This window comes from Streptomyces sp. NPDC020983, assembly GCF_044333485.1.
Lineage (GTDB): Bacteria > Actinomycetota > Actinomycetes > Streptomycetales > Streptomycetaceae > Actinacidiphila.
The window spans coordinates 179,230-203,407 of sequence record NZ_JBIRRA010000004.1; the positions used below are offsets into that span (position 1 = coordinate 179,230).

The 24,178-nt window shown below is 73.6% G+C and carries 20 protein-coding genes and 1 tRNA gene; 4 read left to right on the forward strand and 17 right to left on the reverse strand.

The window, feature by feature from the left end; genetic code table 11:
* Positions 1–290: 290 nt before the first annotated feature.
* From ACH4SE_RS09900 to ACH4SE_RS09915, 4 genes are all read right to left on the reverse strand, one after another.
* Entirely contained in the window at positions 291–674 is a 384-nt protein-coding gene (locus ACH4SE_RS09900) for an NUDIX domain-containing protein (protein WP_398542819.1), read from the reverse strand.
* Positions 675–931: 257 nt separating this feature from the next.
* Positions 932–1,007, reverse strand: a tRNA-His gene (locus ACH4SE_RS09905).
* A 114-nt stretch (positions 1,008–1,121) separates the two neighbouring features.
* Positions 1,122–1,739, reverse strand: coding sequence for an oligoribonuclease (gene orn / locus ACH4SE_RS09910; protein ID WP_398542820.1), 618 nt, complete (start codon positions 1,737–1,739; stop codon positions 1,122–1,124).
* A gap of 5 nt (positions 1,740–1,744) precedes the next feature.
* Positions 1,745–3,079, reverse strand: coding sequence for a helix-turn-helix domain-containing protein (locus ACH4SE_RS09915; protein WP_398542821.1), 1,335 nt, complete (start codon positions 3,077–3,079; stop codon positions 1,745–1,747).
* Between the two features lie 771 nt (positions 3,080–3,850).
* Between ACH4SE_RS09915 and ACH4SE_RS09920 the strand changes: the two genes are divergently transcribed.
* Positions 3,851–4,372: a universal stress protein gene (locus tag ACH4SE_RS09920; protein WP_398542822.1), complete on the forward strand. Its 522-nt coding sequence runs from the start codon at positions 3,851–3,853 to the stop codon at positions 4,370–4,372.
* 204 nt (positions 4,373–4,576) lie between these two features.
* Here ACH4SE_RS09920 and glmS read toward each other — a convergent pair whose 3' ends face one another.
* From glmS to ACH4SE_RS09970, 10 genes are all read right to left on the reverse strand, one after another.
* A complete protein-coding gene (gene glmS / locus ACH4SE_RS09925) occupies positions 4,577–6,391 on the reverse strand; it encodes a glutamine--fructose-6-phosphate transaminase (isomerizing) (protein WP_398542823.1) in 1,815 nt (604 codons plus the stop codon).
* Between the two features lie 82 nt (positions 6,392–6,473).
* Positions 6,474–6,749: a hypothetical protein gene (locus tag ACH4SE_RS09930; RefSeq protein WP_398542824.1), complete on the reverse strand. Its 276-nt coding sequence runs from the start codon at positions 6,747–6,749 to the stop codon at positions 6,474–6,476.
* 135 nt (positions 6,750–6,884) lie between these two features.
* Positions 6,885–8,846 (reverse strand): IucA/IucC family protein, encoded by a 1,962-nt coding sequence (locus ACH4SE_RS09935; RefSeq protein WP_398542825.1) that lies wholly within the window; start codon positions 8,844–8,846, stop codon positions 6,885–6,887.
* Positions 8,843–9,418 (reverse strand): GNAT family N-acetyltransferase, encoded by a 576-nt coding sequence (locus ACH4SE_RS09940; RefSeq protein ID WP_398542826.1) that lies wholly within the window; start codon positions 9,416–9,418, stop codon positions 8,843–8,845. Before ACH4SE_RS09940 ends, ACH4SE_RS09935 begins: the two co-directional genes overlap by 4 nt.
* The gene (locus ACH4SE_RS09945) at positions 9,415–10,713 is read right to left on the reverse strand and encodes a lysine N(6)-hydroxylase/L-ornithine N(5)-oxygenase family protein (RefSeq protein ID WP_398542827.1); all 1,299 of its coding nucleotides are present in this window, start codon (positions 10,711–10,713) and stop codon (positions 9,415–9,417) included. Before ACH4SE_RS09945 ends, ACH4SE_RS09940 begins: the two co-directional genes overlap by 4 nt.
* On the reverse strand, positions 10,697–12,181 hold the full coding sequence (locus ACH4SE_RS09950; RefSeq protein ID WP_398542828.1) for a pyridoxal phosphate-dependent decarboxylase family protein: 1,485 nt from the start codon (positions 12,179–12,181) through the stop codon (positions 10,697–10,699). The genes ACH4SE_RS09945 and ACH4SE_RS09950 overlap by 17 nt, the downstream gene beginning before the upstream one ends.
* A gap of 250 nt (positions 12,182–12,431) precedes the next feature.
* Positions 12,432–13,592 carry an acyl-CoA dehydrogenase family protein gene (locus ACH4SE_RS09955; RefSeq protein ID WP_398543188.1) on the reverse strand — a complete coding sequence of 387 codons (1,161 nt, stop codon included), beginning with the start codon at positions 13,590–13,592 and terminating at the stop codon, positions 12,432–12,434.
* A gap of 8 nt (positions 13,593–13,600) precedes the next feature.
* The gene (locus ACH4SE_RS09960) at positions 13,601–14,599 is read right to left on the reverse strand and encodes a hydroxymethylglutaryl-CoA lyase (protein WP_398543189.1); all 999 of its coding nucleotides are present in this window, start codon (positions 14,597–14,599) and stop codon (positions 13,601–13,603) included.
* 110 nt (positions 14,600–14,709) lie between these two features.
* Positions 14,710–16,806 (reverse strand): acetyl/propionyl/methylcrotonyl-CoA carboxylase subunit alpha, encoded by a 2,097-nt coding sequence (locus ACH4SE_RS09965; RefSeq protein WP_398542829.1) that lies wholly within the window; start codon positions 16,804–16,806, stop codon positions 14,710–14,712.
* Positions 16,807–16,813: 7 nt separating this feature from the next.
* Positions 16,814–18,442 carry a carboxyl transferase domain-containing protein gene (locus ACH4SE_RS09970; protein ID WP_398542830.1) on the reverse strand — a complete coding sequence of 543 codons (1,629 nt, stop codon included), beginning with the start codon at positions 18,440–18,442 and terminating at the stop codon, positions 16,814–16,816.
* Positions 18,443–18,538: 96 nt separating this feature from the next.
* Here ACH4SE_RS09970 and ACH4SE_RS09975 point away from each other — a divergent pair, with 96 nt between their 5' ends.
* From ACH4SE_RS09975 to tesB, 3 genes are all read left to right on the forward strand, one after another.
* Positions 18,539–19,150 carry a TetR/AcrR family transcriptional regulator gene (locus ACH4SE_RS09975; RefSeq protein ID WP_398542831.1) on the forward strand — a complete coding sequence of 204 codons (612 nt, stop codon included), beginning with the start codon at positions 18,539–18,541 and terminating at the stop codon, positions 19,148–19,150.
* A 100-nt stretch (positions 19,151–19,250) separates the two neighbouring features.
* A complete protein-coding gene (locus ACH4SE_RS09980; protein ID WP_398542832.1) occupies positions 19,251–20,408 on the forward strand; it encodes an acyl-CoA dehydrogenase family protein in 1,158 nt (385 codons plus the stop codon).
* Between the two features lie 5 nt (positions 20,409–20,413).
* Entirely contained in the window at positions 20,414–21,289 is an 876-nt protein-coding gene (gene tesB / locus ACH4SE_RS09985) for an acyl-CoA thioesterase II (protein WP_398543190.1), read from the forward strand.
* 21 nt (positions 21,290–21,310) lie between these two features.
* Here tesB and ACH4SE_RS09990 read toward each other — a convergent pair whose 3' ends face one another.
* From ACH4SE_RS09990 to ACH4SE_RS10000, 3 genes are all read right to left on the reverse strand, one after another.
* Positions 21,311–22,498, reverse strand: coding sequence for a sensor histidine kinase (locus tag ACH4SE_RS09990; protein WP_398542833.1), 1,188 nt, complete (start codon positions 22,496–22,498; stop codon positions 21,311–21,313).
* Positions 22,495–23,193 (reverse strand): response regulator, encoded by a 699-nt coding sequence (locus ACH4SE_RS09995; protein WP_398542834.1) that lies wholly within the window; start codon positions 23,191–23,193, stop codon positions 22,495–22,497. Before ACH4SE_RS09995 ends, ACH4SE_RS09990 begins: the two co-directional genes overlap by 4 nt.
* A 65-nt stretch (positions 23,194–23,258) precedes the next feature.
* The gene (locus tag ACH4SE_RS10000) at positions 23,259–24,062 is read right to left on the reverse strand and encodes a phosphatase (RefSeq protein WP_398542835.1); all 804 of its coding nucleotides are present in this window, start codon (positions 24,060–24,062) and stop codon (positions 23,259–23,261) included.
* Positions 24,063–24,178 lie beyond the last annotated feature (116 nt).

Below are 24,178 nucleotides of genomic sequence, written 5' to 3' on the forward strand. Positions count from 1 at the left end.
GAACTCCCGGTGGGAGCCGGGGCGGGAGATGACCCGGGTTACCTGACAGTTGCCCGGCCCCCCCCGCTCCCACCGGGACCCCGGCCGCGGCCCCGCACCTCCCTGGGCACTGGGAGGGCGCGGGGCCGCGGTGCCGTCCCGCGGCCTGCGCGGGCTGTACGCCGCCGGGAGCGCACGGGGAGCGCCCCTGGCGGCCGCCACGCCCCCGCCGCGGCCCGTCGCCGCGGCAGGACGGGCCGGCGCCCGCGAAGCCCGGCCGGCCGGACTCCGGCCGCCCCTCGCCGCGGCGGTCAGTCCAGCAGCCCGGCGTCCCTGAGGTCGTCGAAGAGCAGCTGGTCGACGGGCGGTACGAGGTGCCGGTCGGCGTAGCCGAACCAGGCGATCTCCTCGATCTCGCTGCTGGGCCTCAGCTCTCCCCGGTAGTCCGCGGTGTAGCAGGCCATCCGCACGACAGCGCCCTCCGCCTCCGCCTCGTACGTCCCGGTGTGCGCGGCCGATCCCGGGTCCAGGGCGACGTCCAGCTCCTCGCGGATCTCCCGCACCAGCGTCTCCAGGTCGCTCTCCGCGCCCTCCCGCTTGCCGCCGGGCACGTAGAAGACGCCCTTCCCCTGCGGCCGCGCGCACAGCACCCGCCCGCCCTCGGCCCGTACCCACGCCACCGTGTCGATCAGCACCGCCGCGCCCTCTCTCCCGTCGTACGCCGACCGTACGCCCGTCGCCCGGCACCGGTCCGCGGGCGGCCCGCGGGCCCCCTGAGGGCCGCCGGCACCCCCCTAGCTCCTCCGGCCCCGTACGGCGACCGCCGGGGGCGTTTTCCGGTCCTTTTCGGCAGGCCCGGAGGCCATGCGCGGCCGGCGCCGGAAGGGGGAGGTGCGGGGGTCCGGGTGTATACGGCGAGGCCCCGGACCGCTTGCGCGGGCCGGGGCCTCGGTGGGGTGAGTGACGGGACTCGAACCCGCGGCATCCTGGACCACAACCAGGTGCTCTACCAGCTGAGCTACACCCACCATCAGCGGCACTCCGCCCCGTGACCTTCCCGGGGTGGCGTCGCCTCGAAAAGTGTACAGGGTGGCGGGGGGTGGTCGCGCCCGGCTTTCGCGCGGGTCCGCGGGGGGCGCGGGTCAGTGCGCCGCCGGGCCGTCCGCCGGGAGGACGTGGCGGGCGGCGATCGCCCGCGCGGTGTCCGAGTCGGGGCCGGGCTGGGGGACGAAGACGGCCTCGCGGTAGTAGCGCAGCTCGGCGATGGATTCGCGGATGTCGGCGAGGGCGCGGTGGTTGCCCTTCTTCTCGGGGCTGTTGAAGTAGGCCCGCGGGTACCAGCGGCGGGCCAGCTCCTTGACCGAGGAGACGTCCACGATCCGGTAGTGCAGGTGCTGCTCCAGCGTGGGCATGTCGCGCGCCAGGAAGCCGCGGTCGGTGGACACCGAATTCCCGCACAGCGGCGCCTTGCGCGGCTCGGCGACGTGCGTGCGCACGTAGTCGAGCACGATCTGCTCGGCCTCGGGCAGGGCGATGCCGCCGGCCAGCTCGTCCAGCAGGCCGGAGGCGGTGTGCATGGTCCGGACCACCTCCGGCATGGTGTCGAGCGCCTCGGCGGGGGGGCGGATCACGACGTCCACCCCCTCCCCGAGCACGTTCAGCTCCGAGTCGGTGACGAGGGCCGCCACCTCGACGAGCGCGTCGTGCGCCAGTGACAGCCCCGTCATCTCACAGTCGATCCACACCATCCGGTCGTTCATGCGTCTCACCCTACGGGGCGGTCACGCGGTCCCGGCAGTGCGGCTCCCAGACCGCGTGCACCGCGCAGCCGGGAGCGGGCGGGACCGTCCGGCGGCTCGCCCCGGCCCGTTTGGTCGGGGACCCGCGCGGCATAGGTGTCGCTCTCCGGTTTGCCCGGCGGCGCGAGCAGCTGCGAGACCGGCCCGTGGTGCCCGGCGATCGTCGCCGCCCCGGCCGCCACGGGGCCCCGGCGCAGCGCGGCGAGGTCGGCGGGCACCGACGGCCGCTCCGGCTCGTCCTGCGGCCTGCGGGCCCGGTAGGCGGCCCGGTAGGACGCGGGGGAGGAGCCGAGCTGGCGCCGGAAGTGGCCGCGCAGCGCCACCGGGGAGCGGAAGCCGCAGCGGCCCGCGACCTCGTCCACCGAGTAGTCCGACGTCTCCAGCAGCCGCTGGGCCTGGAGCACCCGCTGGGTGATCAGCCACTGCAGCGGCGCGCTGCCGGTGAGCGAGCGGAAGCGGCGGTCGAAGGTCCGCCGGCTCATGTACGCGCGCGCGGCCAGCGCCTCCACGTCGAACTGCTCGTGGAGGTGCTCCAGCGCCCAGGCGACGACCTCGGCCAGCGGGTCGGCGCCGATCTCCTCCGGTAAAGAGCGGTCCAGGTGCCGCTGGCCGGTCTGCCAGTCGGAGCGGCGCGGCGGCACGACCAGCCGCCGGGCGAGCGCCGCGGCCGCCTCGCCGCCGTGGTCGGTGCGCACGACGTGCAGGCACAGGTCGATACCGGCGGCGGTGCCGGCCGACGTGAGGACGTCGCCGTCGTCGACGAACAGCTCGCGCGGGTCGACGTGCACGGACGGGTAGCGCTTGGCGAGCGTGGGCGCGTACATCCAGTGCGTGGTGGCGGGCCGGCCGTCCAGCAGCCCGGCCGCGGCCAGCACGAAGGCCCCGGTGCACAGGCCGATGATGCGGGCGCCCTCCTCGTGGGCCCGGCGGATCGACTCCAGCGCCTCGGGCGGCGGGGCCTGCGAGATCGACCGCCAGGTCGGCACGACGACCGTGCCGGCCCGGGAGAGCGCCTCCAGGCCGTAGGGGGCGGTCAGTTCGAGACCGCCGGTGGTACGCAGCGGCCCGTCCTCGCCGGCGCAGACCAGGAGCCGGTAGCGGGGCACCCCGGCGTCCTGGCGGTCTATCCCGAAGACGGACAGCGGTATGGAACTCTCGAAGATCGGGCCACCGCTGAACAGCAGCACCGCGACGACTTCCGGTCGCCGGCGCGCGGAGAGCTTACGGATGGCGCGAGGCGATGCCGATGGTGCCTGCGACGGGCTCTCCGTCGCCGTACCGGAACCGGACTCCTGGCTCATGGAGCTCAAGCCCCCCTCGAATCGACGCGTCGTCACCTCGGTCCTGCACGTTCCCCCCGCGCGGCCACCCAAGATCAAACCTACTGTGTCAGGTGGGGCGTCAGTGACGTCATTGTCATCTGACGGTAAATCGACAAGACAACGTGGCGTAAAGCATTCGATCACGAAGCGTTTCACTCGTTGCGCGCTGAGGGAAGTACGCCTCCCGTCACTTCGGCCACGCAGCGCGTCACCCGCGACACGCCGCATCGTAGAACCGCAGGTGACAGAGGTGTTAGCGGGCGGTGATCCGAACTTCGGTGACCGGCCCAGAAGTTGGCCGAAAATCGACGTTGAGGAGCGAGGGGCGCGTACAAGGCGGCGGGACGTGCGCGGGGCGGCTCCCGGGCGCGCTGCCAACCGCCGCACGGAACGGGCGAATCCGGTGGATATCCCGTGGCAGCAGCGGGTATGACCGCTTCACGGCGCGCGGCCGCCCGCGGATGAACCGGTGCGCCCCCGGGGTGCTCCGGTGCGCCGCGCCGTGCCGCCGGTTGGCGGGATGGCGTTGCGCTCGCGGCGCCGCTCCGGCATTCTCCTGGGAACTCCGGGTACGCCACCGGTGAAGACTCTGCCGAACCTGTGCAGGCCGCCCTTACGGCCGTACTCTGGAGAGAGCGGGACGGGAAGTGCCGAACTGGCCCAAACCGGCCGGTCCGCCGGACCGACCCGCACGACCCGTCCTGTCCGCTGCTCGGCGCGTCAGCGCCGCCCTCGCCGAGAATCCGCATCATGGCCGGTCATGACTTCCCCGAGCCCGCCGATCGCAGGCCGCTAGCCGAATCGGCCGCGGCGCTGCCCGAACAGGCGCCCGCCCGGCATCCTTGCGATCCGGCCTTCCGGCACGGCGTCGTCGTCGGGTTCGACGGGTCCGTCTCCAGCGAGCGCGCTCTCGCGTACGCCGTCGGCATGGCGCGCAGGACGGCGTCCGCCCTGATCATCGTGCACGTGGCCAACCGGCTGCCGGCCACGGTGTGGGCGGGCTGCGAGCCGCCGGTCTTCGTCGACGTCCCCGACCACCGCACCGAGGTGCTCGGCCTGGAGCTGGCGTGCGCGGACCACCTCGCCGAGATCTCCTGGGTGCTGGTGGAGCGCGGCGGCGACATCTGCCACGAGCTGGAGGAGGTCGGCCGCGAGTACGAGGCCGACGCCATCGTGGTCGGCGGCACGCACGGACTGGCCGGACGGATCTTCGGATCGGTCGCGGGCCGCCTCGCCCGCCGGGCGCAGCGCCCGGTCGTCGTCATCCCGTAGCGCCCGCTCCCGCCGGGCACACCCCCGCAGCCGTCACCCGTACGGCCGTCATCCGTACGGCCGTCACCCGTACGGCCGTCACCCGTACGGCCGTCACCCGTACGGCCGTCACCCGTACGGGTGGGGCCCGCGTGCGCCGGGGGCCGCGCGCCCGGGAGCGCGCGCGGGGACGTACGCGTCCGTACGCCCCCGCGTCCCGTGCGGCTACTCCACGGTGACGGACTTCGCCAGGTTGCGCGGCTTGTCGATGTCGCGGCCCAGCGCCAGGGCGGTGTGGTAGGCGAAGAGCTGGAGCGGGATGCCCATGAGGATCGGGTCCAGCTCGTCCTCGTTCTTGGGCACCACGATCGTGTGGTCCGCCTTCGGCTGCACCTGGTGCGCGACCGCCAGGATCCGGCCGTTCCTGGCCTTGATCTCCTCCATCGCCGCGCGGTTCTTCTCCAGCAGGTCGTCGTCCGGCACGATCGCGACGGTCGGCATCGACGGGTCGATCAGCGCCAGCGGCCCGTGCTTGAGCTCGGAGGCCGGGTAGGCCTCGGCGTGGATGTAGCTGACCTCCTTGAGCTTCAGCGACGCCTCGCGCGCGACCGGGTAGCCGCGGACCCGGCCGATGAAGAGCATCGAGCGCGCGTCGGCGTAGGCCTTGGCCAGCTGCTTGATGTCCTGCTCGGTCTTGAGGATCTCCTCGATCTGCGCCGGCAGCCGGCGCAGCCCCTCGATGATCCGCCGCCCGTCGGTGACCGACAGGTCGCGCACCCGGCCCAGGTGCAGGGCCAGCAGCGCGAAGGCGACGACGGTGTTGGTGAAGCACTTGGTGGACACCACGCACACCTCGGGCCCGGCGTGCACGTACGTGCCGCCGTCCGCCTCGCGGGCGATCGCCGAGCCCACCACGTTGACCACGCCCAGCACCCTCGCGCCCTTGCGCTTGAGCTCCTGGACGGCGGCCAGCACGTCGTAGGTCTCGCCGGACTGCGACACCGCGACGTACAGGGTGTCGGGGTCGACCACCGGGTTGCGGTAGCGGAATTCCGAGGCGGGCTCGGCGTCCGCGGGGATGCGGGCCAGCTCCTCGATCAGGCCCGCGCCGATCTGCCCGGCGTGGTAGCTGGTGCCGCAGCCGAGGATCTTGATGCGGCGCACGCTGCGCGCCTCGCGCGCGTCCATGTTGAGGCCGCCGAGGTGCACGGTCGCGAAGCGGTCGTCGATCCGGCCGCGCAGCACCCGGTCGACGGCCTCGGCCTGCTCGAAGATCTCCTTGTGCATGTAGGTGTCGTGGCCGCCCATGTCGTACGACTCGGCCTCCCACTCCACCGTGGTCGGCGTCGCCGTGGTCTGCGAGCCCTCGGTGGTGTAGGTGCGGAAGTCGTCGGCCTTGAGGGTGGCCATCTCGCCGTCGCCGAGGGTCACGACCTGGCGGGTGTGGGCGACGAGCGCGGCCACGTCGGAGGCGACGAACATCTCCTTCTCGCCGATTCCCAGCACCACGGGCGAGCCGTTGCGGGCCACGACGATCCGGCCGGGGAAGTCCTGGTGCAGCACCGCGATGCCGTAGGTGCCCTCGACCGACCGCAGTGCCTCGCTGACCTTCTTCTCCAGCGTCGAGGCGGCCGAGCGGGCGATCAGGTGGGCCAGCACCTCGGTGTCGGTCTCGGAGGCGAAGACGACACCCTCGGCCGTGAGGCGGATGCGCAGCTCGGAGGCGTTGTCGATGATGCCGTTGTGGACGACGGCGACCTTCTCGTCGGCGTCCAGGTGCGGGTGCGCGTTGAGGTCGCTGGGCGCGCCGTGGGTGGCCCAGCGCGTGTGGGCGATGCCGGTGGTGCCGGCGAAGCGCTTGGGGACGCGCGACTCCAGCTCGCGTACCCGGCCCTTGGCCTTGACCGTCCGCAGCTCGCCCGACTTGCCGGTGATGACGATGCCGGCCGAGTCGTAGCCCCGGTACTCCAGCCGCTGCAAGCCCTCCAGCAGCAGCGGGGCCACGTCACGCTTGCCGATGTACCCGACGATTCCGCACATGAGCCGTCCGTCCCTCTCCGTCGTCCTGTGCCTGTCCGCATGCCCTGCGGGTCCTGCCTGCCCTGGTGTGTGCCCGGGGTCCTCAGCCGTAGACGATGCGGCGCAGCTGGCGCTGGGAGAGCGTGGCGGGGGCGACCGCCCGGTGCGGCAGCTCCTCGCCGATCCGCTCGAAGATCTCCGCGTTGACCAGGCCCTTCGCCTGGAGCTCGCGGTGTCTGCGGCGGACGAACTCCTCCGTCGTCTCGTCGAAGTACGCCAGGACGTCCAGGACGACCCGGGACGCCTCGCCGCGGTGCAGCGGCGTGGTGCGCACCAGGTGGTCGATCAGGTCGTCGTACGGGGTCCGGCGTTCGAGCACCCGTTGATACTGGTGTGATGATCTTCGCTTTGCAAGAATCCTGCCCGATTCCGGGCAGGAAGACGGGTCAGGAACGGCCAAAGGGGTGACGGTAGCGCGCTAAACATGACATTGCGGTTAATTCGGTGAAGCGTGTCAGCGGGGTCGGCGGGGGCGGTGGGGTGCGAGGGGGTTCGGCAGGGTGCCGGCGAACTGGAGCGCGGCCGACGGGTCGTCCAGGTCGACCATCCGCCGGTTGTTCCTGAGCTGGAGCCGGTTGAGGCAGGACAGCGCGAAGCGCTCGGCGAAGAGGTCGTGCCGCGCGAAGCGGGCGGCCAGGTGCGGGTGCGCGCGCTGGTAGTCCGTGACGCATCCGGCGACCGTGCGCCAGAAAACGGTTTCGTCGAGCACCCCGCGGGTGTGCAGGACGGCGCTCAGGAAGCGGAGGAAGCTGTCGAAGACGTCGGTGAAGACCGCGAGGACGAGCTCCTCGCCGGGCACGTTCGCCGCCCGGACCCGCTCGGCGGCCGGGGGCAGGGGCAGATCCGGGTCCATGACCACGATCTCCTCGGCGATGTCCTTGAAGACGGCACGCCGGACGGTGCCGCCGTCCGCGCCCAGGACGAGGATCACGTTCTCGCCGTGCGGCATGTAGGCCAGGCCGTAGGCGTAGAGGCTGTGCAGGACAGGGACGAGGTAGGCGTCGAGGTAGCCGCGCAGCCAGCGGGCCGGGGGCAGGCCGGAGCGGGCGATCAGGGCGGCGGCGAAGGAGTCCGCCGCACGGTCCGCGCCGCCGGGGGCCCGCGGGCCGGTGCGGCCCTCCCGGGCCCGCGTGCCGTCGTCGCCGGCGTGGCCGTCCGTGTGCAGCAGGGCCGCCATCGTCACCGGGGACTCGCCCGGCGCCAGCCCGGGCACCGGGCTCTCCCGCCACAGCGCGGCCAGCATCGTCCGGTACGGCGAGCCGTGGGCGGTCGCGGCCTCGTAGCCGCGGTGGTGGTAGCCGACCGCGGCGCGCTCGCGGATGATCGAGAAGCGCGCCGCCCGCAGCGTCGGATCGGCGGCGACCAGGCCCGCGAGCCAGTCGTTGATCGCCGGGGTGCCCGCCATGTACGCGGCGGACAGGCCGCGCATGAAGCCCATGTTGAGGACGGACAGCGCCGTCTTCACGTAGTGCCGCCCGGGGTGGGAGGCGTTGAAGAACGTCCGGACGGACTGCTGCGCGAGGTAGTCGTCGTCCCCGGGCCCGAGGGGGACCAGCCGCCCGGCCGCGACCTCCCCGGCGAAGCTCACCGCGAGCTTGTGCTCCCACTGCCAGGGGTGCGCCGGGAGCAGGACGTACGCGGCCGGGTCCAGGCCGCGCGCGGTGAGCGTGCCGCGCAGCCGGGCGTATTGCGCGGGGCCCAGCTCGGCGGCCATGAAGTCCTGCTCGGACACGCCCTCGCCCGCGCTGAAGACCGCGTGGTCGCGGTGGGCGGCGAGCCAGAAGAGCCGTACGGGCGCGGCCGCCTCGGGCGTGTAGCGGCGGTGGTCGCGGGCGCCGAAGCCGAGCCGGCCGCTGTTCGCGACGAAGCAGGGGTGGCCCTCGGTCATCGCCGCCTCGACGGCCTGGAAGCCGGCGGCGGGCAGCTCGGCGGCGGTGAGGGCGCGGGGCGCGCGCGGACGGGCCCGGAAGGCGGCGGAGGAGAGGGTGGCGGTGATCTCCTCCAGGTAGACGGGGAGGACGTCGTCACTCAGGCCGAGGGTGCGGCGCAGGCCGGTGAAGAAGGCGAGCGCGTCGGGCTCGCCTTCTTCACCGGACCCGGGGGAGCGGCGGGTGACGGAGGCGGGGTCGACCTGCCAGTGGCCCAGGGCGAGGCGGCGGGCGGTGAAGCGGTGGGCGGTGCGGCCGTCGTCGGAGGTGACCTCGTAGCGGGCCGGCCCGTCCGGAGCGGCGGGGCCGGGGCCGATCCGGACGGGCTCCAGCAGGCGCTCGTGGGCGAATTCGCCGAGGGCCTTCGCCAGCAGCCGCCGGGTGGCGCGCTGCCAGGCGGCGGGCGTGAGGTGGTCCACGGCGGCGGGGACGGGGGCGGGGGCGGGGGCGGGGACGGCGGGCCCGCCGTCCGTCGCGGGAGCGGTCATCGGGTCGCCTCGAAGCGCTCGCGGGTGCAGATGCTGAGCAGCGCGTCCTTCTCCGGTTTGGCGACCTTCCCGGCGACCTCGAAGCCGACGCTCTCGTTGAGCCGGTGCACGGCGGTGTTGCGTACGTCCGGCTCGACGACCACCCGGCGGGTCGCCGGATCCGCGAAGAGCTCGGCCATGACGGCCCTGAGCACCGCGCGGGAGAAACCGTGCACGGGGGTCCCGGCGGGCGCGACGAGGAAGTGCATGCCGACGTCACCGGGCTCGGCCGGGTAGAGCCCGGCGAGTTCGACCCGCGCGGGGTCGTACCGCTCCATGAGGCACACCGGCTCGCCGCCGTACAGGCCGAGGAAGGCCTCCTCGTACGGGGCCGCGGCGATCTCGGTGTACGCGCGCTCGACGTCCTCCCGGGTCGCGTCGCCCATCAGCCAGAAGGACGCCTTGGGGTGCAGGACCCAGCGGTGCAGCAGCGTCGCGTCGGCGGCCGGGTCGACGGGGCGGAAGGTGAAGCGGGCGGGGTCGGGACCGCCGGGCCCGGTTCCGGCGGCGGCGGAGGGTTCGGGGGTCGTCATGCGGTGAACTCCTGGAAGGCGATCGCGGTCTCCACCCGGTAGTGCTCGCGGCCGAGCAGCTGCCGGATGATCCGCGAGTTGCGGTAGGCGGCCATGCCGAGGTCGGGGGCGGCGAAGCCGTGGGTGTGCAGCTCGGCGTTCTGCACGAAGACGCCGTTGCCGGTGACGTCGACGGCGTAGTCGCGGGTGACGTCGTAACGGCCCCGCGCGTCGAGCCGGATGCGGTCGCGGACGGGCGCGAGGAAGCCGGGCACGCGGTAGCGGTAGCCGGTGGCCAGCACCAGCCCCTCGGTCGTGAGGGTGTGGTCGACGCCCTGCTCGTCCTGGCGCAGTCCCAGCGTGTACGCGCCGGGTGCCTCCGGCGTGTCGTACGCGGCGTGCACGAGGGAGGTGTTGGTGAGCAGCCGGGTGGGGACCTTGCCGCGCCGGCTCTTGACGTAGAGCAGGTCGAAGATGGCGTTGATCAGCTCGGAGTCGATGCCCTTGTAGAGGTTCCCCTGCGCGGCGTTGAGCCGGTCGCGGGTGGCGGGCGGCAGGGCGTGGAAGTAGTCCACGTATTCCGGGGAGGTCATCTCCAGCGTGAGCTTGGTGTATTCGAGCGGGAAGAAGCGCGGGGAGCGGGTCACCCAGGTGAGGTGGTAGCCGTGGGTGTCGATGTCCCGGAGGAGGTCGTGGTAGACCTCCGCGGCGCTCTGCCCGCTGCCGACGACGGTGACGCTGCTCTTGCGGCGGAGCTGCTCGCGGGCCGGGAGGTAGCCGGAGGTGTGCACGGCGTCGCCGCCCAGGCCCTCGCAGGCGGGCGGGAGGTAGGGGGGCGTGCCGGTGCCGAGCACGAGGCGCGGGGCGCGGAAGGCCTCGCCGGTGCCGGTCACGACCGTGTAGAGGCCGTCGGCGTCGTCGTACGTGACCTCGGTCGCCGTGCGGCCGAAGCGGATCGTGGGGAGGCGGGCGGCGGCCCAGCGGCAGTAGTCGTTGAACTCCTCGCGCAGCGGATGGAAGCTCTCGCGGATGGAGAAGGCGTAGAGCCGGCCGGACTCCTTGAGGTAGTTGAGGAAGCTGAAGGGGGAGGTCGGGTCGGCGAGGGTGACCAGGTCGGAGAGGAAGGGCGTCTGGAGGGTGCTGCCCTCCAGGAACATCCCGGAGTGCCAGTCGAAGTCGGGCTTGCTCTCCAGGAAGACGCCGTCGAGACCGTCGATGGGCTCGGTGAGGCAGGCCAGGCCCAGGTTGAAGGGGCCGAGCCCGATCGCGACGAAGTCGGCGGTGGCGCCGCGGCGGGCGTCAGGACGCGTGGACAAGGGTCTCTCCTCCCTGGGCGGCGTGGCCGCCCGCCGTGCGCCCGGCTGCGTGGTCGGCCGCGTGGCCGGCCAGCAGGTCGAGGACCTCGGCGATGTCGGCGGGCGTGGTCAGCGGGTTGAGCAGGGTGAACTTGAGGTGGTGGCGCCCGGCGACGGTGGTGCCGGCCACGACGGCCGCACCGGAGGCGGACACCGCCCTGCGGGCGTGCAGGTTGGCGCGGTCGACGGTCCCGGGGTCCGCCGGTCCGGGTGGCAGCCAGCGGAAGACCAGGGTGGAGAGGGCGGGGCGGGCGGCCACCTCGAAGCGCGGGTCGGCGTCCAGCAGCTCCCAGCCGCGCCGGGCCAGGTCGAGGACGTCGTCGAAGAGCGCGCCGACACCGTCCGCGCCCATCACCCGCAGGGTCATCCACAGCTTGAGCGCGTCGAAGCGGCGGGTCGTCTGGAGGGACTTGTCCACCTGGTTGGGGATGCGCTCGGCGGCGGCGTGGCGCGGGTTGAGGTAGTCGGCGTGGTGGGTGGCGTGCCGCAGGACGGTCCGGTCGCGGACCAGCAGGGCGCTGGAACTGACCGGCTGGAAGAAGGACTTGTGGTAGTCGACGGTCACCGAGTCGGCGTGCTCGATGCCGTCGAGCAGCCGGCGGTGGCGGCGGGAGACCAGCAGGCCGCAGCCGTACGCGGCGTCGACGTGCAGCCGGCTGCCGTACCGGGCCGCCAGCTCGGCCAGCGCGGGGAGCGGGTCGATGGAGCCGAAGTCGGTGGTGCCCGCGGTGCCGACGACCGCCATCGCGGTGAGGCCGGTGCGGCGGCAGCGCTCCAGCTCCGCTTCCAGCGCCGGGACGACGAGGCGCTTGGCGTCGTCCGCGGGGACGGCGACGACCGTGTCCGCGCCGAGGCCGAGCAGCCGGGCGGCCTTCTGGACGCTGAAGTGCGCGCATTCGGAGGTCAGCACGCGCAGCCGGCCGGGGGTGGCGCCGCGGGCCAGCGCCTCCTCGCGGGCCAGCAGCAGCGCCTGGAGGTTGGACTGGGTGCCTCCGCTGGTGAAGACGCCGTCGGCGTCCGGGCCGAGACCGAGCCGCCCTGCCGTCCAGTCGATCAGGCGGCGCTCGATCAGGGTGGCGCCGGCGCTCTGGTCCCAGGTGTCGAGCGAGGAGTTGACCGCGCTGAGCACCGCCTCCGCCGCCACGGCCGGGATGACGACGGGACAGTTCAGGTGGGCCAGATAGCGGGGATGGTGGAAGTAGACGGCGTCCCGGAGGTAGACCGATTCCAGCTCCTCCAGCGCCGCGGCCGTGTCGCCGAGCGGCCGTTCGAGGTCGATCGCGTCGACACGCGGCGCGAGCGCGTCGGGGTGGACACCGGTGAACGGCCGGTCGGCCGCAACCAGGGCCGCCGCCACCTGCTCGACGCCCTGGAGCACGGAGGTGCGGTAGTGCCCGGTGGTGGTGCCGTTGAGCAGGTGCGCGCGCATGGGAGGCCTCCTGATGGATCGTGAGTAAGGTAAGGCTAACCTAACTCATCCTCGATCAGCTCGCCGTTGCGCGGATCCGGCCGGGCCCGCTACCCGGCCCGGCCGGATCCCGCCTGCTCCGCCTTCCCGCTTGTTCCGTGGGCCCGCGCCGCCCCGTCTGCCGCCGCTCCACCTGTCCCGCCCACACCTCCGGCCGGGGTGCTGCCTCCGGCCGGGTGCTGCCCCCGGCCCGGTGCGCGCGGGCCCGAGGTCAGCCGGTGAGTCCCAGCTCCCTCGCGATCAGCATCCGCTGCACCTCGCTCGTGCCCTCGCCGATCTCCAGGATCTTGGCGTCCCGCCACATACGCGCCACCGGATAGTCGTTCATGAAGCCGTAGCCGCCGTGGATCTGGGTGCCCTCGCGGGCGTTGGTGACCGCCACCTCGGAGGAGTGCAGCTTGGCGAGCGCGGCCTCCTTCTTGAACGGCTCGCCGTGCACCAGCCGGGACGCCGCGTCCCGCCACGCGAGCCGCGCGGTGTGCGCGCGCATCTCCATGTCGGCGAGCTTGAACTGGATGGCCTGGTTGGCGCCGATCGGCCGTCCGAAGGCCTCCCGCGTCCGGGCGTACGCCAGCGATTCGTCGACGCAGCCCTGCGCCAGTCCCGTCGCCAGCGCGGAGATCGCGATCCGCCCCTCGTCGAGGATGCGCAGGAACTGCGCGTAGCCGCGCCCCTGCTCGCCGAGCAGATTCGCGGCCGGCACCCGGCAGTCGGTGAAGGACAGCTCCCGGGTGTCCGAGGCGTTCCACCCGACCTTGCTGTACTTCTTCGACACCGTGAAGCCCGGCGTGCCCGAGGGCACGATGATCGAGGAGATCAGCGGCCGGCCGTCCTCCGTCCGCCCCGTCACCGCGGTCACCGTCACCAGTCCGGTGATGTCGGTGCCCGAGTTGGTGATGAAGCTCTTCGTGCCGTTGATCACCCACTGGTCGGTGCTCTCGTCGAGCCGGGCGGTGGTGCGCGTGCCGCCCGCGTCCGACCCGAAGTCCGGCTCGGTCAGGCCGAAGGCGCCGAGCATCTCGCCCGAGCACAGCTTGGGCAGCCACTCCCGCTTCTGCTCCTCGGTGCCGAACCGGAAGATCGGCATCGCCCCCAGCGACACCCCGGCCTCCAGCGTGATCGCGACCGACGAGTCCACCCGGGCGATCTCCTCCAGCGCCAGGCACAGCGCGAAGTAGTCCCCGCCCATCCCGCCGTACTCCTCGGGGAAGGGCAGCCCGAACAGGCCCATCCGTCCCATCTCCCGCACGATCTCGTACGGGAACTCCTCCTTCTCGTAGAAGTCGCCGATCGCCGGTGCGATCACCTCGCGGGCGAACTCCGCGACGGTGCCGCGCAGTTCCTCGTACTCGTCGGACAGTCGGTGGTCGATGGCCATGGCTACTGCTCCCGGTGGGTGAGGGCGCGGACGGTACGGGACGGGCTCGGCCGTCCCAGCTGCTCCGCCATCCAGACGCTTGTGGCGCTGAGGCGGTCGAGGTCGACCCCGGTGTCGATGCCGAGCCCGTGCAGCATCCACACCAGGTCTTCGGTGGCGAGATTGCCGGTGGCGCTCCTGGCGTACGGGCAGCCGCCGAGCCCGCCGGCCGAGGCGTCCACCACGGTCACCCCCCGCTGGAGGGCGGCCAGTGTGTTGGCCAGCGCCTGCCCGTAGGTGTCGTGGAAGTGCACGGCCAGCCGCTCCACCGGAACCGCTCCGTCCGCCCCCGGGCGCCCGCCGGGCCCCTCCGCTCCGCCGCCGGTCGCGCCGGGGCCCCCGGCGCCCGTCAACTCGTCCAGCAGCGCCGTCACCTGGCCGGGCGTCGCCACCCCGATCGTGTCGCCGAGGCTCAGCTCCGTGCAGCCCATCGCGTACAGCTGCCGGGCCACCGCGGCGACCTGCCCCGGCGGCACCGGGCCCTCCCACGGATCGCCGAAGCACATCGACAGGTAGCCGCGCACCGCGAGCCCTTCCTTCCGGGCCCGTGCCACCACCGGCTCGAACATCGCCAGCGACTGCGCCACCGTGCGGTTCAGATTGGCCCGCGCGAAGGACTCCGTGGCGCTGCCGAAAACCGCGATCTCCCGCACCCCCAGATCGAGCGCCCGCTCCAGGCCCCGCTCGTTGGGCACCAGCACCGGCAGCCGCACCGCCGGATCCCGCTCCGCCAGATCGGCCAGCAGCGGCATCAGCTCGGCGGCGTCGGCCAGTTGGGGCACCCAGCTGGGCCGTACGAAACTCGTCGCCTCGACCGTCCCCAGCCCCGCGTCCGCGAGCCGGTGGACGAACTCCGCCTTCACCGCGGTCGGGACCACCGCCTTCTCGTTCTGCAGCCCGTCCCGCGCCCCCACCTCGTGGATACGCACCCTCCGCGGCAGTCCGGGCGCCGGCACCGCCATCGGCAGCCCCAGCTCCAGCACCCCGGCCCCGCCCGGGCCCGCCTCCCGGGACGGCTCCGCTCCGCCGCCCGCCGCCACGGGGCCGCCACCGGCGGCCGCGTCCGCCGCCCTCACGCCGCACCCCCGGCCGCCGCGTCCCCCGCCGCCGGGCCCCCCGCGTCACCGGGGTCCCGCCCCTGGCCCGTGGGGGTCACGACGGCGAGCACCTGGTCCATGGCCACCGCCGTGCCCACGGCGACGTCGATCTCGGCCACCGTGCCGTCGTGCGGTGCGGTGATCACGTGCTCCATCTTCATCGCCTCCACCACCAGCAGGCTCTGGCCCGCCACCACGTCGTCGCCCTTGGCGGCTTTCACCACCGTGACCGTCCCCGGCATCGGTGCCGTCAGCGCCCCGCCGCCCGCACCCAGCGCCGCGCCCCGCAGCGCCTCCGCCACCGGGTCGTACGGCCGTACCCGCCAGCTGTCGCCCTCCCTGCCCAGCCACTCGCCCGCACGGGAGAAGGTCACGATCCGCTCCGCGAGCTCCAGCCGCACCCGCGGGCCGTCGGCCGTGACGCGCGCCGGCACCGCGGGCCCGTCGCCGATCCGCACCTCGCCCGGACGGACCCGCACCTCCACCGGATCGCGGCCCGGCACCCGCAGACGGTGCACCGTCCAGGCACTCTCGCCGCCGAGCCGCCAGCCGCTGGGCACCGAGAAGGGGTCCGTCCACCCCTCCGGGCCGGTCGGTGGCACCAGGGCCTCGTGGCGCAGCAGCGCCGCCACCGCGTACACCTCCTCCGGCACCCCGGACGGCACCAGCGCGGCCGCCTCCCGGTCGATCAACCCGGTGTCCAGATCCCCCGCCACCACCGCCGGATGGCCGAGCAGCCGCCGCAGGAAACCGGCGTTGGTGTCCAGGCCCAGCACCGTCGTCTCCGCGAGCGCGGCCCGCAGCCGCCGCAGCGCCGTCTCCCGGTCCGGGCCGTGCGCGATGACCTTGGCCAGCATCGGGTCGTAGGCCGTGCCCACCTCCGTGCCCTCCGCGAGCCCCGAATCCACCCGCACCCCGGGCCTTCCCACCGGCTCGTGCAGCGCCAGGACCCGTCCTGCCGAGGGCAGGAAGTCGACCCGGCCGTCCGCCGGACGCGCCGTCTCCGCGCACAGCCGCGCCTCCACCGCGTGCCCGGTGAGCGTCACGTCCTCCTGCGCGAGGTCCAGCCGCTCGCCCGCGGCCACCCGCAGCTGCCAGGCCACCAGGTCCAGCCCCGTCACCAGCTCCGTGACCGGGTGTTCCACCTGGAGCCGGGTGTTCATCTCCATGAAGTAGTAGGCCGACGGATCGGCGCCCGGCACGATGAACTCCACCGTCCCCGCACCCGTGTAGCCGCAGGACCGGGCCGCCTGCACCGCGGCCTCGCCCATCGCCGCCCTGGTCGCCGCGTCCAGCAGCACCGAGGGCGCCTCCTCGACGACCTTCTGGTGCCGCCGCTGGAGGGAGCACTCACGCTCGCCCAGATGTACGACCGCGCCGTGCCCGTCGGCCAGCACCTGGATCTCGATGTGCCGCGGCCGGTCGATCCAGCGCTCCACCAGGAGCGTGTCGTCGCCGAAGGAACCGCGCGCCTCCCGCCGGGCCGCCGCGATCTCGTCGGCCAGCAGCGCCGCGTCCCGCACCAGCCGCATGCCCTTGCCGCCGCCGCCCGCGGACGGCTTCAGCAGCACCGGCATGCCGATCTCCCGCGCGGCCTCGGCCAGCTCGGCGTCGGTCAGGCCGCTGCCGTGGCTTCCGGGCACCACCGGCACCCCGGCCGCCCGCACCGTCTCCTTCGCCCGGATCTTGTCGCCCATCAGCTCGATCGCGTCGGCGGGCGGTCCCACGAAGACCAGCCCCGCCTCGGCGCAGGCCCGGGCGAAGGCGGCGTTCTCCGCGAGGAACCCGTAGCCGGGGTGCACCGCCTCGGCCCCGGCGGCCAGCGCCGCGCGCACCAGGTCGGAGGCGGACAGATAGCTCTCCACCCGGACCGCGGTGTCGGCCTCACGCACGTGCCGCGCCCCGGCGTCCGCCGCGGTGAAGGCGGCGGCCGAGCGCATCCCCAGCTCGCGCAGCGTGCGGATGATCCGGACGGCGATCTCGCCCCGGTTGGCGACCAGCACGGTGCCGAAGGTGACGGATCCGGCGTGCTCCGCGCGGCCGTGACCGGCGGTGGAATCGACTGTGCTCATCTCGGCCTCACATCCGGAAGACGCCGTAGCCGGGCGCGGCGGGATCGGCGGCGGGCAGTGGCGCGTTCGCGCAGGCGGTGAGCGCCAGGCCCAGCACCGTGCGCGTCTCCAGCGGGTCGATCACCCCGTCGTCCCAGAGCCTGGCGGTGGCGTAGTAGGCGTTTCCCTGCGTCTCGTACTGCTCGCGCACGGGTTTCTTGAAGGCCTCCTCGTCCTCCTCGCTCCACTTCTCGCCCTTCGCGGCGAGCTGGTCGCGCTTGACCGTCGCGAGGACGGACGCCGCCTGCTCGCCGCCCATCACCGAGATCTTGGCGTTGGGCCACATCCACAGGAAGCGCGGGCTGTACGCCCGGCCGCACATCGAGTAGTTGCCCGCCCCGTACGATCCGCCGATCACCACGGTGAGCTTGGGGACCCGCGCGCAGGCCACCGCCGTGACCATCTTGGCGCCGTGCTTGGCGATGCCGCCCGCCTCGTACTGCCGGCCGACCATGAAGCCGGAGATGTTCTGCAGGAAGAGCAGGGGGATGCCGCGCTGGTCGCACAGCTGGATGAAGTGCGCGCCCTTCAGGGCCGATTCGCCGAAGAGGATGCCGTTGTTCGCCACGATCCCCACCGGGTGGCCCGCCAGGTGGGCGAAGCCGGTGACCAGGGTCGTCCCGTACTCCGCCTTGAACTCGGCGAACCGGCTGCCGTCGATCAGCCGGGCGATCACCTCGCGCACGTCGTAGGGGGTGCGGGAGTCGACCGGCACCACCCCGTAGAGGCCGGCGGGATCCACGGCCGGCGGCTCGGCCGGCCGCAGCGTCCAGGGGGCGGCGCCGCGCGCGGGGAGGGTCCCGACGATGTCCCGCACGATGCTCAGCGCGTGCGCGTCGTCCTCGGCGAGGTGGTCGGTGACCCCGGAGATCCGGGAGTGCACCTCGCCGCCGCCCAGCTCCTCGGCGGTGACGACCTCACCGGTGGCGGCCTTCACCAGCGGCGGCCCGCCCAGGAAGATCGTGCCCTGCCCCCGGACGATCACCGCCTCGTCGCTCATCGCCGGGACGTAGGCGCCGCCCGCAGTGCACGAGCCGAGGACCGCCGCGATCTGAGGGATCCCGCGGGCGGACATGGTGGCCTGGTTGTAGAAGATCCGGCCGAAGTGGTCGCGGTCGGGGAAGACCTCGTCCTGCCGCGGGAGGAAGGCGCCGCCGGAGTCGACCAGGTAGACGCAGGGCAGCCGGTTGTCGAGGGCGACCTCCTGGGCGCGCAGGTGCTTCTTGACCGTCATGGGGTAGTAGGTGCCGCCCTTGACCGTCGCGTCGTTGGCCACCACCACGACCTCGCGCCCGGCCACCCGGCCGATCCCCGCGATCACCCCGGCGGCGGGCGCCTGCCCGTCGTACATCCCCTCCGCGGCCAGCGGCGCCAGCTCCAGGAAAGGTGAGCCGGGGTCGAGCAGCCCGTCCACCCGGTCCCTGGGCAGGAGTTTCCCCCGCGCGGTGTGTCGGGCCCTGGCCCGCTCCCCGCCCCCCAGGCGCGCGGCCGCGAGCGTGTCGCGCAGGCGTGCGGAGAGCGCGGTGTGGGCTGCCGTGTTGGTGCGAAACGCCTCGGATGCCGGATCCGCGGCGCTGGTGAGGACGGGTGCTGCCATGGTTCTGCCCCCCGGGCCACGAGCGAGGTGTTAGCGGTCGTTAACTTGATGACCCTACGTTAACGCTCGCTAACCGGATTGTCTAGACTCGACCTCATGAACTCGACGAATGCGGCGCTCAGCCGGCGGGACCAGATCCTCAGGGAGGCCGCACGGCTCTTCGCCGAGCGCGGCTTCCACGGCGTGGGGGTGGACGAGATAGGCGCCGCGGTCGGTATCAGCGGCCCCGGGCTCTACCGGCACTTCGCGGGCAAGGACGCGATGCTCGCCGAGCTGCTGGTCGGGATCAGCGGCCGGCTGCTGACCGCCGGCCGGCGCCGGGTCGCCGAGGCCGCCGGTCCGGAGCAGGCGCTGAACGCGCTGATCCGCGGGCACATCGACTTCGCGATCGACGACCGGCCGCTGATCACCCTGCACGACCGCGAGCTGGACCGGCTGCGCGAGTCCGACCGCAAGCTCGTCCGCCAGCTCCAGCGCCAGTACGTGGAGGTCTGGGTGGGGGTCGTGGGCGCGGTCCATCCGGACGCCACGGAGCGTGAGGTCCGGGCGGCCGTCCACGCCGTCTTCGGCCTGCTGAACTCGACGCCCCACCTCGGCGCCCAGGCCGTCCTCGCGAGCCGTGCGGGCATGTCCGAACTGCTCCGCAAGCTCGCCCTCGGGGCCCTGGCCGCCCTGGACAGCGCGCAGGACTGGCGGGTAACTTACTGAGCGCTTGCTTATTCCTTCCGCCGTTCCCCTGCGAAGCGGCGCGGGATCGCGGGCGGGTCAGCCAGTTCAGTCGTCACCACTCGCCGACGGGAGGCGCGCTGTGCGTCGTACGGTGTTCAACGAGGACCACGAAGCATTCCGCGAGACCATACGCGCCTTCATCGAGGCCGAGGTCGTCCCGGTCTACGACGAGTGGCTGGCCGCCGGCCAGGCGCCGCGCGACTTCTACCGCAAGCTCGGCGAGCTGGGCGTCTTCGGTATCGAGGTGCCCGAGGAGTTCGGCGGCGCCGGCGAGAAGAGCTTCAAGTTCCAGGCCGTCATCACCGAGGAGTGCGCCCGCGCCGGGGTCAGTTTCGGCGGCAGCAGCGTCCACACCGGCCTGTGCCTGCCCTACGTGATGGCCTACGCCACCGAGGAGCAGAAGAAGCGCTGGCTGCCGGGCTTCGCGAGCGGCGAGACGATGTTCGCCATCGCGATGACCGAGCCGGGCACGGGCTCCGACCTGGCCGGCATGAAGACCACCGCCAGGCTCGCCGACGACGGCAGCCACTACGTGCTCAACGGCGCCAAGACCTTCATCACCGGCGGCGTCCACGCCGACCGCGTCATCGTCTGCGCGCGCACCGCGCCGGCGACGAAGGAGGATCGCCGCGCGGGCATCTCGCTCTTCGTCGTCGACACCAGGTCCCCCGGCTACGCGGTCGGCCGCAAGCTCGACAAGCTCGGCCTGAAGACCTCCGACACCGCCGAGCTGTCCTTCACCGACGTGAGGATCCCGCTGGAGGACCTGCTGGGCGAGGAGGGCAAGGGCTTCTCCTACCTCGGCCAGAACCTGCCCCAGGAGCGGCTGGCCATCGCGGTCGGGGCCTACGCGCAGGCCGCCGCCGCGATCCGTTTCACCAAGGCGTACGTCCAGGACCGCACGGTCTTCGGCCAGTCCGTCGCGTCGTTCCAGAACACCAAGTTCGAGCTGGCCGCCTGCCAGGCCGAGGTGGACGCCGCCCAGGCCGTCGTCGACCGCGCCCTCGACGCCCACGACGTGCGCGAGCTGACGGCGGCGGACGCGGCGTCCGCGAAGCTGTTCTGCACCGAGGTCGCCGCGCGGGTGATCGACCGCTGCCTGCAGCTCCACGGCGGGTACGGTTACATGAACGAGTACCCGATCGCGCGCCTGTACGCCGACAACCGCGTCAACCGCATCTACGGCGGCACCAGCGAGGTCATGAAGACGATCATCGCCAAGTCGATGGGCCTGTGAGCGAACTGAACGAGCCCCTGGAAGCACTGCTGGCCCTGCTCGATCTCGAACCGATCGAGCAGGACATCTTCCGCGGTGTCAGCCGTCCGGCGGTCGTGCCGCGGGTCTTCGGCGGCCAGGTCGCCGCGCAGGCCCTCGTCGCCGCCGGGCGCACCGTCCCCGCGGACCGCGGGGCGCACTCCCTGCACGCGTACTTCCTGCGGCCGGGCGACCCCGGCGCGCCGATCGTCTACCAGGTCGACCGGATTCGCGACGGCCGCTCCTTCACCACCCGGCGGGTCGTCGCGATCCAGCACGGCCAGCCGATCTTCCACCTGTCGGCCTCGTTCCAGGCGGCGGAGGAGGGGCTGGAGCACCAGGAGCCGATGCCGCAGGCGCCCGATCCGGAGTCGCTGCCGGACGCGGCGGAGCTGCTGCCCGCCCACGCCGACAAGTTCCCCGACCCCAGGGTCGTCGACCGGCTGCTGGAGGCACGGGCGGCCGTCGACCTGCGCTACGTCGAGGACCCGCCGTTCCTGACCGCCGGCACGGCGCGCGAGCCGCGCTCCCAGGTCTGGTTCCGCACCCGCGGCAAGCTCGCCGACGACCCGCTGCTGCACGTGTGCCTCGCGACCTACGTGTCCGACATGACGCTGCTGGATTCCGTGCTGCTCGCACACGGGCGCGGGGGATGGGCGGTGGGGGACGTCGTCGGCGCGAGCCTGGACCACGCCATGTGGTTCCACCGGCCCTTCCGCGCCGACGAGTGGCTGCTCTACGACCAGCACAGCCCTTCCGCCTCCGGCGGCCGCGGGCTGGCCTCGGCCCGGATCTGGACGCAGGACGGCCGCCTCGCCGTCTCGGTCATCCAGGAAGGCCTGGTCCGCATCCCCCGGGCCTGACCCTGACGGCCGCTCCGCGGCTCACTCCGTCCGGCCGCCCGGGAGGAGGGGCAGCCTGGCCCGCACCAGGAAGCCGCCCGACGGCACCGGCCGCGCCTCGAACCGCCCCCCGAGCTGGACCGCGCGCTCGCGCAGACCGGAAAGGCCGTGGCCGCCGGAGGGGAGTGCGGGCGGCGGCTGGGTGCCCGGGCCGTTGCGCACCTCCACCAGCAGTTCGTCGCCGTGGCGCCGCACCCGTACCCCGGTGCGCGCGCCCGGAGCGTGCTTGCGCACGTTGGTCAGGGCCTCCTGCACGATGCGGTAGGCGGCCTGCTGCACCTCGGCCGGCGGCTGGCCGTCCACCCCCTCCGCCTCCGCGGACACCTCCCCGTGCGTCCACGGCCCCGCCGCCGCGACGAGCGCGGGGATCCCGGCCAGACCCGGGCCCGCGGCCAGCTCCTGCGCCGTGGCGGCGGGCAGCCGGAGCAGGCCGACCATCGTGCGCAGCTCGTCCAGCGCGTCCCGGCTCAGCCGGCGTACGGCGCCCGCGGCGGCCTGGGCCTGCGGTCCCTTCGCCGTCGCCTCCAGCGCACCGGACTGCACCGCGATCAGGCTGATGTGGTGGGCGACGGTGTCGTGCATCTCGCGGGCCAGCCGCGCCCGCTCGCGCACCACCGCCTGCTCCGCCGCGAGCGCGTGCTCCCGCTCCCTGCTGGCCGCCAGCTCCGCCAGCCGCCGGGTCAGCTCGCGGCGGGACGAGGCCAGCAGCCCGAGCGCCGTCGGTGCCACGGCCAGCAGCGCGGACAGCATGACCGCGAGGATCGTGTCGGACAGCGACCAGGCGACCGGCTCGCGGAAGGGCCAGGGCACCAGGTTCACCACCGTGGCGACCAGCGCGCAGCCGCCGATCAGCAGGGCCCGGCCGGACAGCCACCCGTCCGCCGCCGGGCGGCGCGTACGGCGCGGCAGTAGGCGGCGGACACGTGCCGCTCCGCCCGCCGAGATCTCGTAGAGGGTGCCCATCGGCGAGAACCAGATGTAGCCGAGCGCGAGGGCGGGCAGCGTCGCCGTGTACGCCGTCAGGGGGAAACGGCGGCGCAAAGGAAGAGCCGCCGTGCCGAGGCAGGCGAAGGCCAGCGCGACGGGCCCGCCGAAGGACCGGGTGGCCCACACCTCGGTCGCGGACAGGGCCAGCAGCGCCGCGTCGGGGGCCGTGGCGCGGAATCTCACCTGCGCCCCGGAGGCCGCGCCAGCCCCGCCTGGTGCGCGATCACCGCGGCGGCCACCCGGTTGGGGGCGCCCAGTTTCCGCAGCACCGCGCGGACGTGGTCCTTCACCGTGCCCACGGAGATGCGCAGCTCCGCCGCGATCCCCGCGTTGGGCTCGCCCGCGGCGAGCAGTGCCAGCACGTCCCGCTCCCGCCCGGTGAGAGCGCCCACGGCGGCGTCGGGCCCCTCGTCCGCCCCGCCCGGTTCCGTGCCCGGGGCGCCGAGGAAGCCGTCGACGACGGCCCGCCCCACGGTCGGGGTGAAGACCGTGCCCCCGGAGGCGAGGATGCGCACGGCGTCGATCAGGGTGCCGACCGCGGTGTCCTTGAGCAGGAAGCCGCCGGCCCCCAGCGCCATGGCGGCCCGCAGGTGCGCGCTGGTGTCGAAGGCGGTCAGCATGGCCACGGCCGGCGGTTCCGGCAGCGACCGCAGCGCGCGCAGCACGCTCAGGCCGTCGTGGGGCGCGGGCATCACGGCGTCGAGGAGCACGAGGTCGGGGCGTACCGCGGCGATCGTGTCCAGCGCCTGGTGGCCGTCACAGTCGGCGACGACGCGGATGTCACCGGAGGATTCGAGGATGCTCCGCAGGGCGGCCCTGACCAGCGCTTCGTCGTCGACGATCGCTACATTCACCACGCTGCCGCCTGCCTTCCTCACCCTCCTTCACAGATCGTAACGAGGGATCGGGGAGGCGTCAGGTCCGCGCGGAGGGCCGCGGGGCCTCAGACGGGCTGCGGGAGCCCGGCCTGCGCCAGCAGGTACGCCGTCATCGGCGCGTACAGGTGCGGCGGCACGTTGTCGTCCAGCGGGACCGTCACCAGGACTTTTCCCTCGGCCTCGCCCACGAAGAGGGCCGGGTCGTTGCTGTCGGCGAAACCGACCGTGTCGATGCCGCGGGAACCCGCGCAGCCCGCCCAGCCGTGGTCGGCGACCACCAGATCGGGCGGTGCCTCGCCCTGGCGCTCCAGCCCCGTCAGGATCTCGCGCATCGGGTCGGGGGAGTGGGTGTGCACCAGGCCGCCGGCCCGGTGCAGCATCGCGACCGACCCGATGTGCCGGACCTCGCCCCCGTCGGCGTAGAGCCGGTCGGCGGGCAGGACCAGGGTGCAGCCCGCCGCCCGCAGCGCCCGGCCCAGCGTGTGGTGGACCTCGTACAGCCCCGCCGGGTGGCCGGTGGCCAGCAGCACCCGGGAGCGGTTCTCCGCCGCCTTGTGCAGCGCGACCGCCATCCGGTCCAGGCCGTCGACCGTCAGCTCGGGGTCGATCGTGTCCTGCCCGACGATGTGTCCGGCGTCGGCCACCACGCCGCAGCGCTCCGCCATCAGCTCCAGGACGGCGGACCGGTCCGTCCAGCGGTCCCCGAGGTCCAGGCCGAACCAGTAGTAGCGGTTGCCCTGCGCCAGCTCGCGGTAGTGGTCGAGGTTGTTCTCCCGGCTCGTGGCGACGTCCCCGGCTATCCGGGTGCGTATCAGGTGGGAGACGAGGGCGCGGCGGGTGGGCGCGGCGGCGCCGGAATGCTTGGGCATGGGGACATTGTCGCGCCCCGCGGCTCGCCCGTGCGATGTCCTGTGGATCGACGCCGAGGCGTAATAGAGGGCCCCGTTCCGCGGGAACGTACAACTCGGGGACCTCCCGCGGCGGC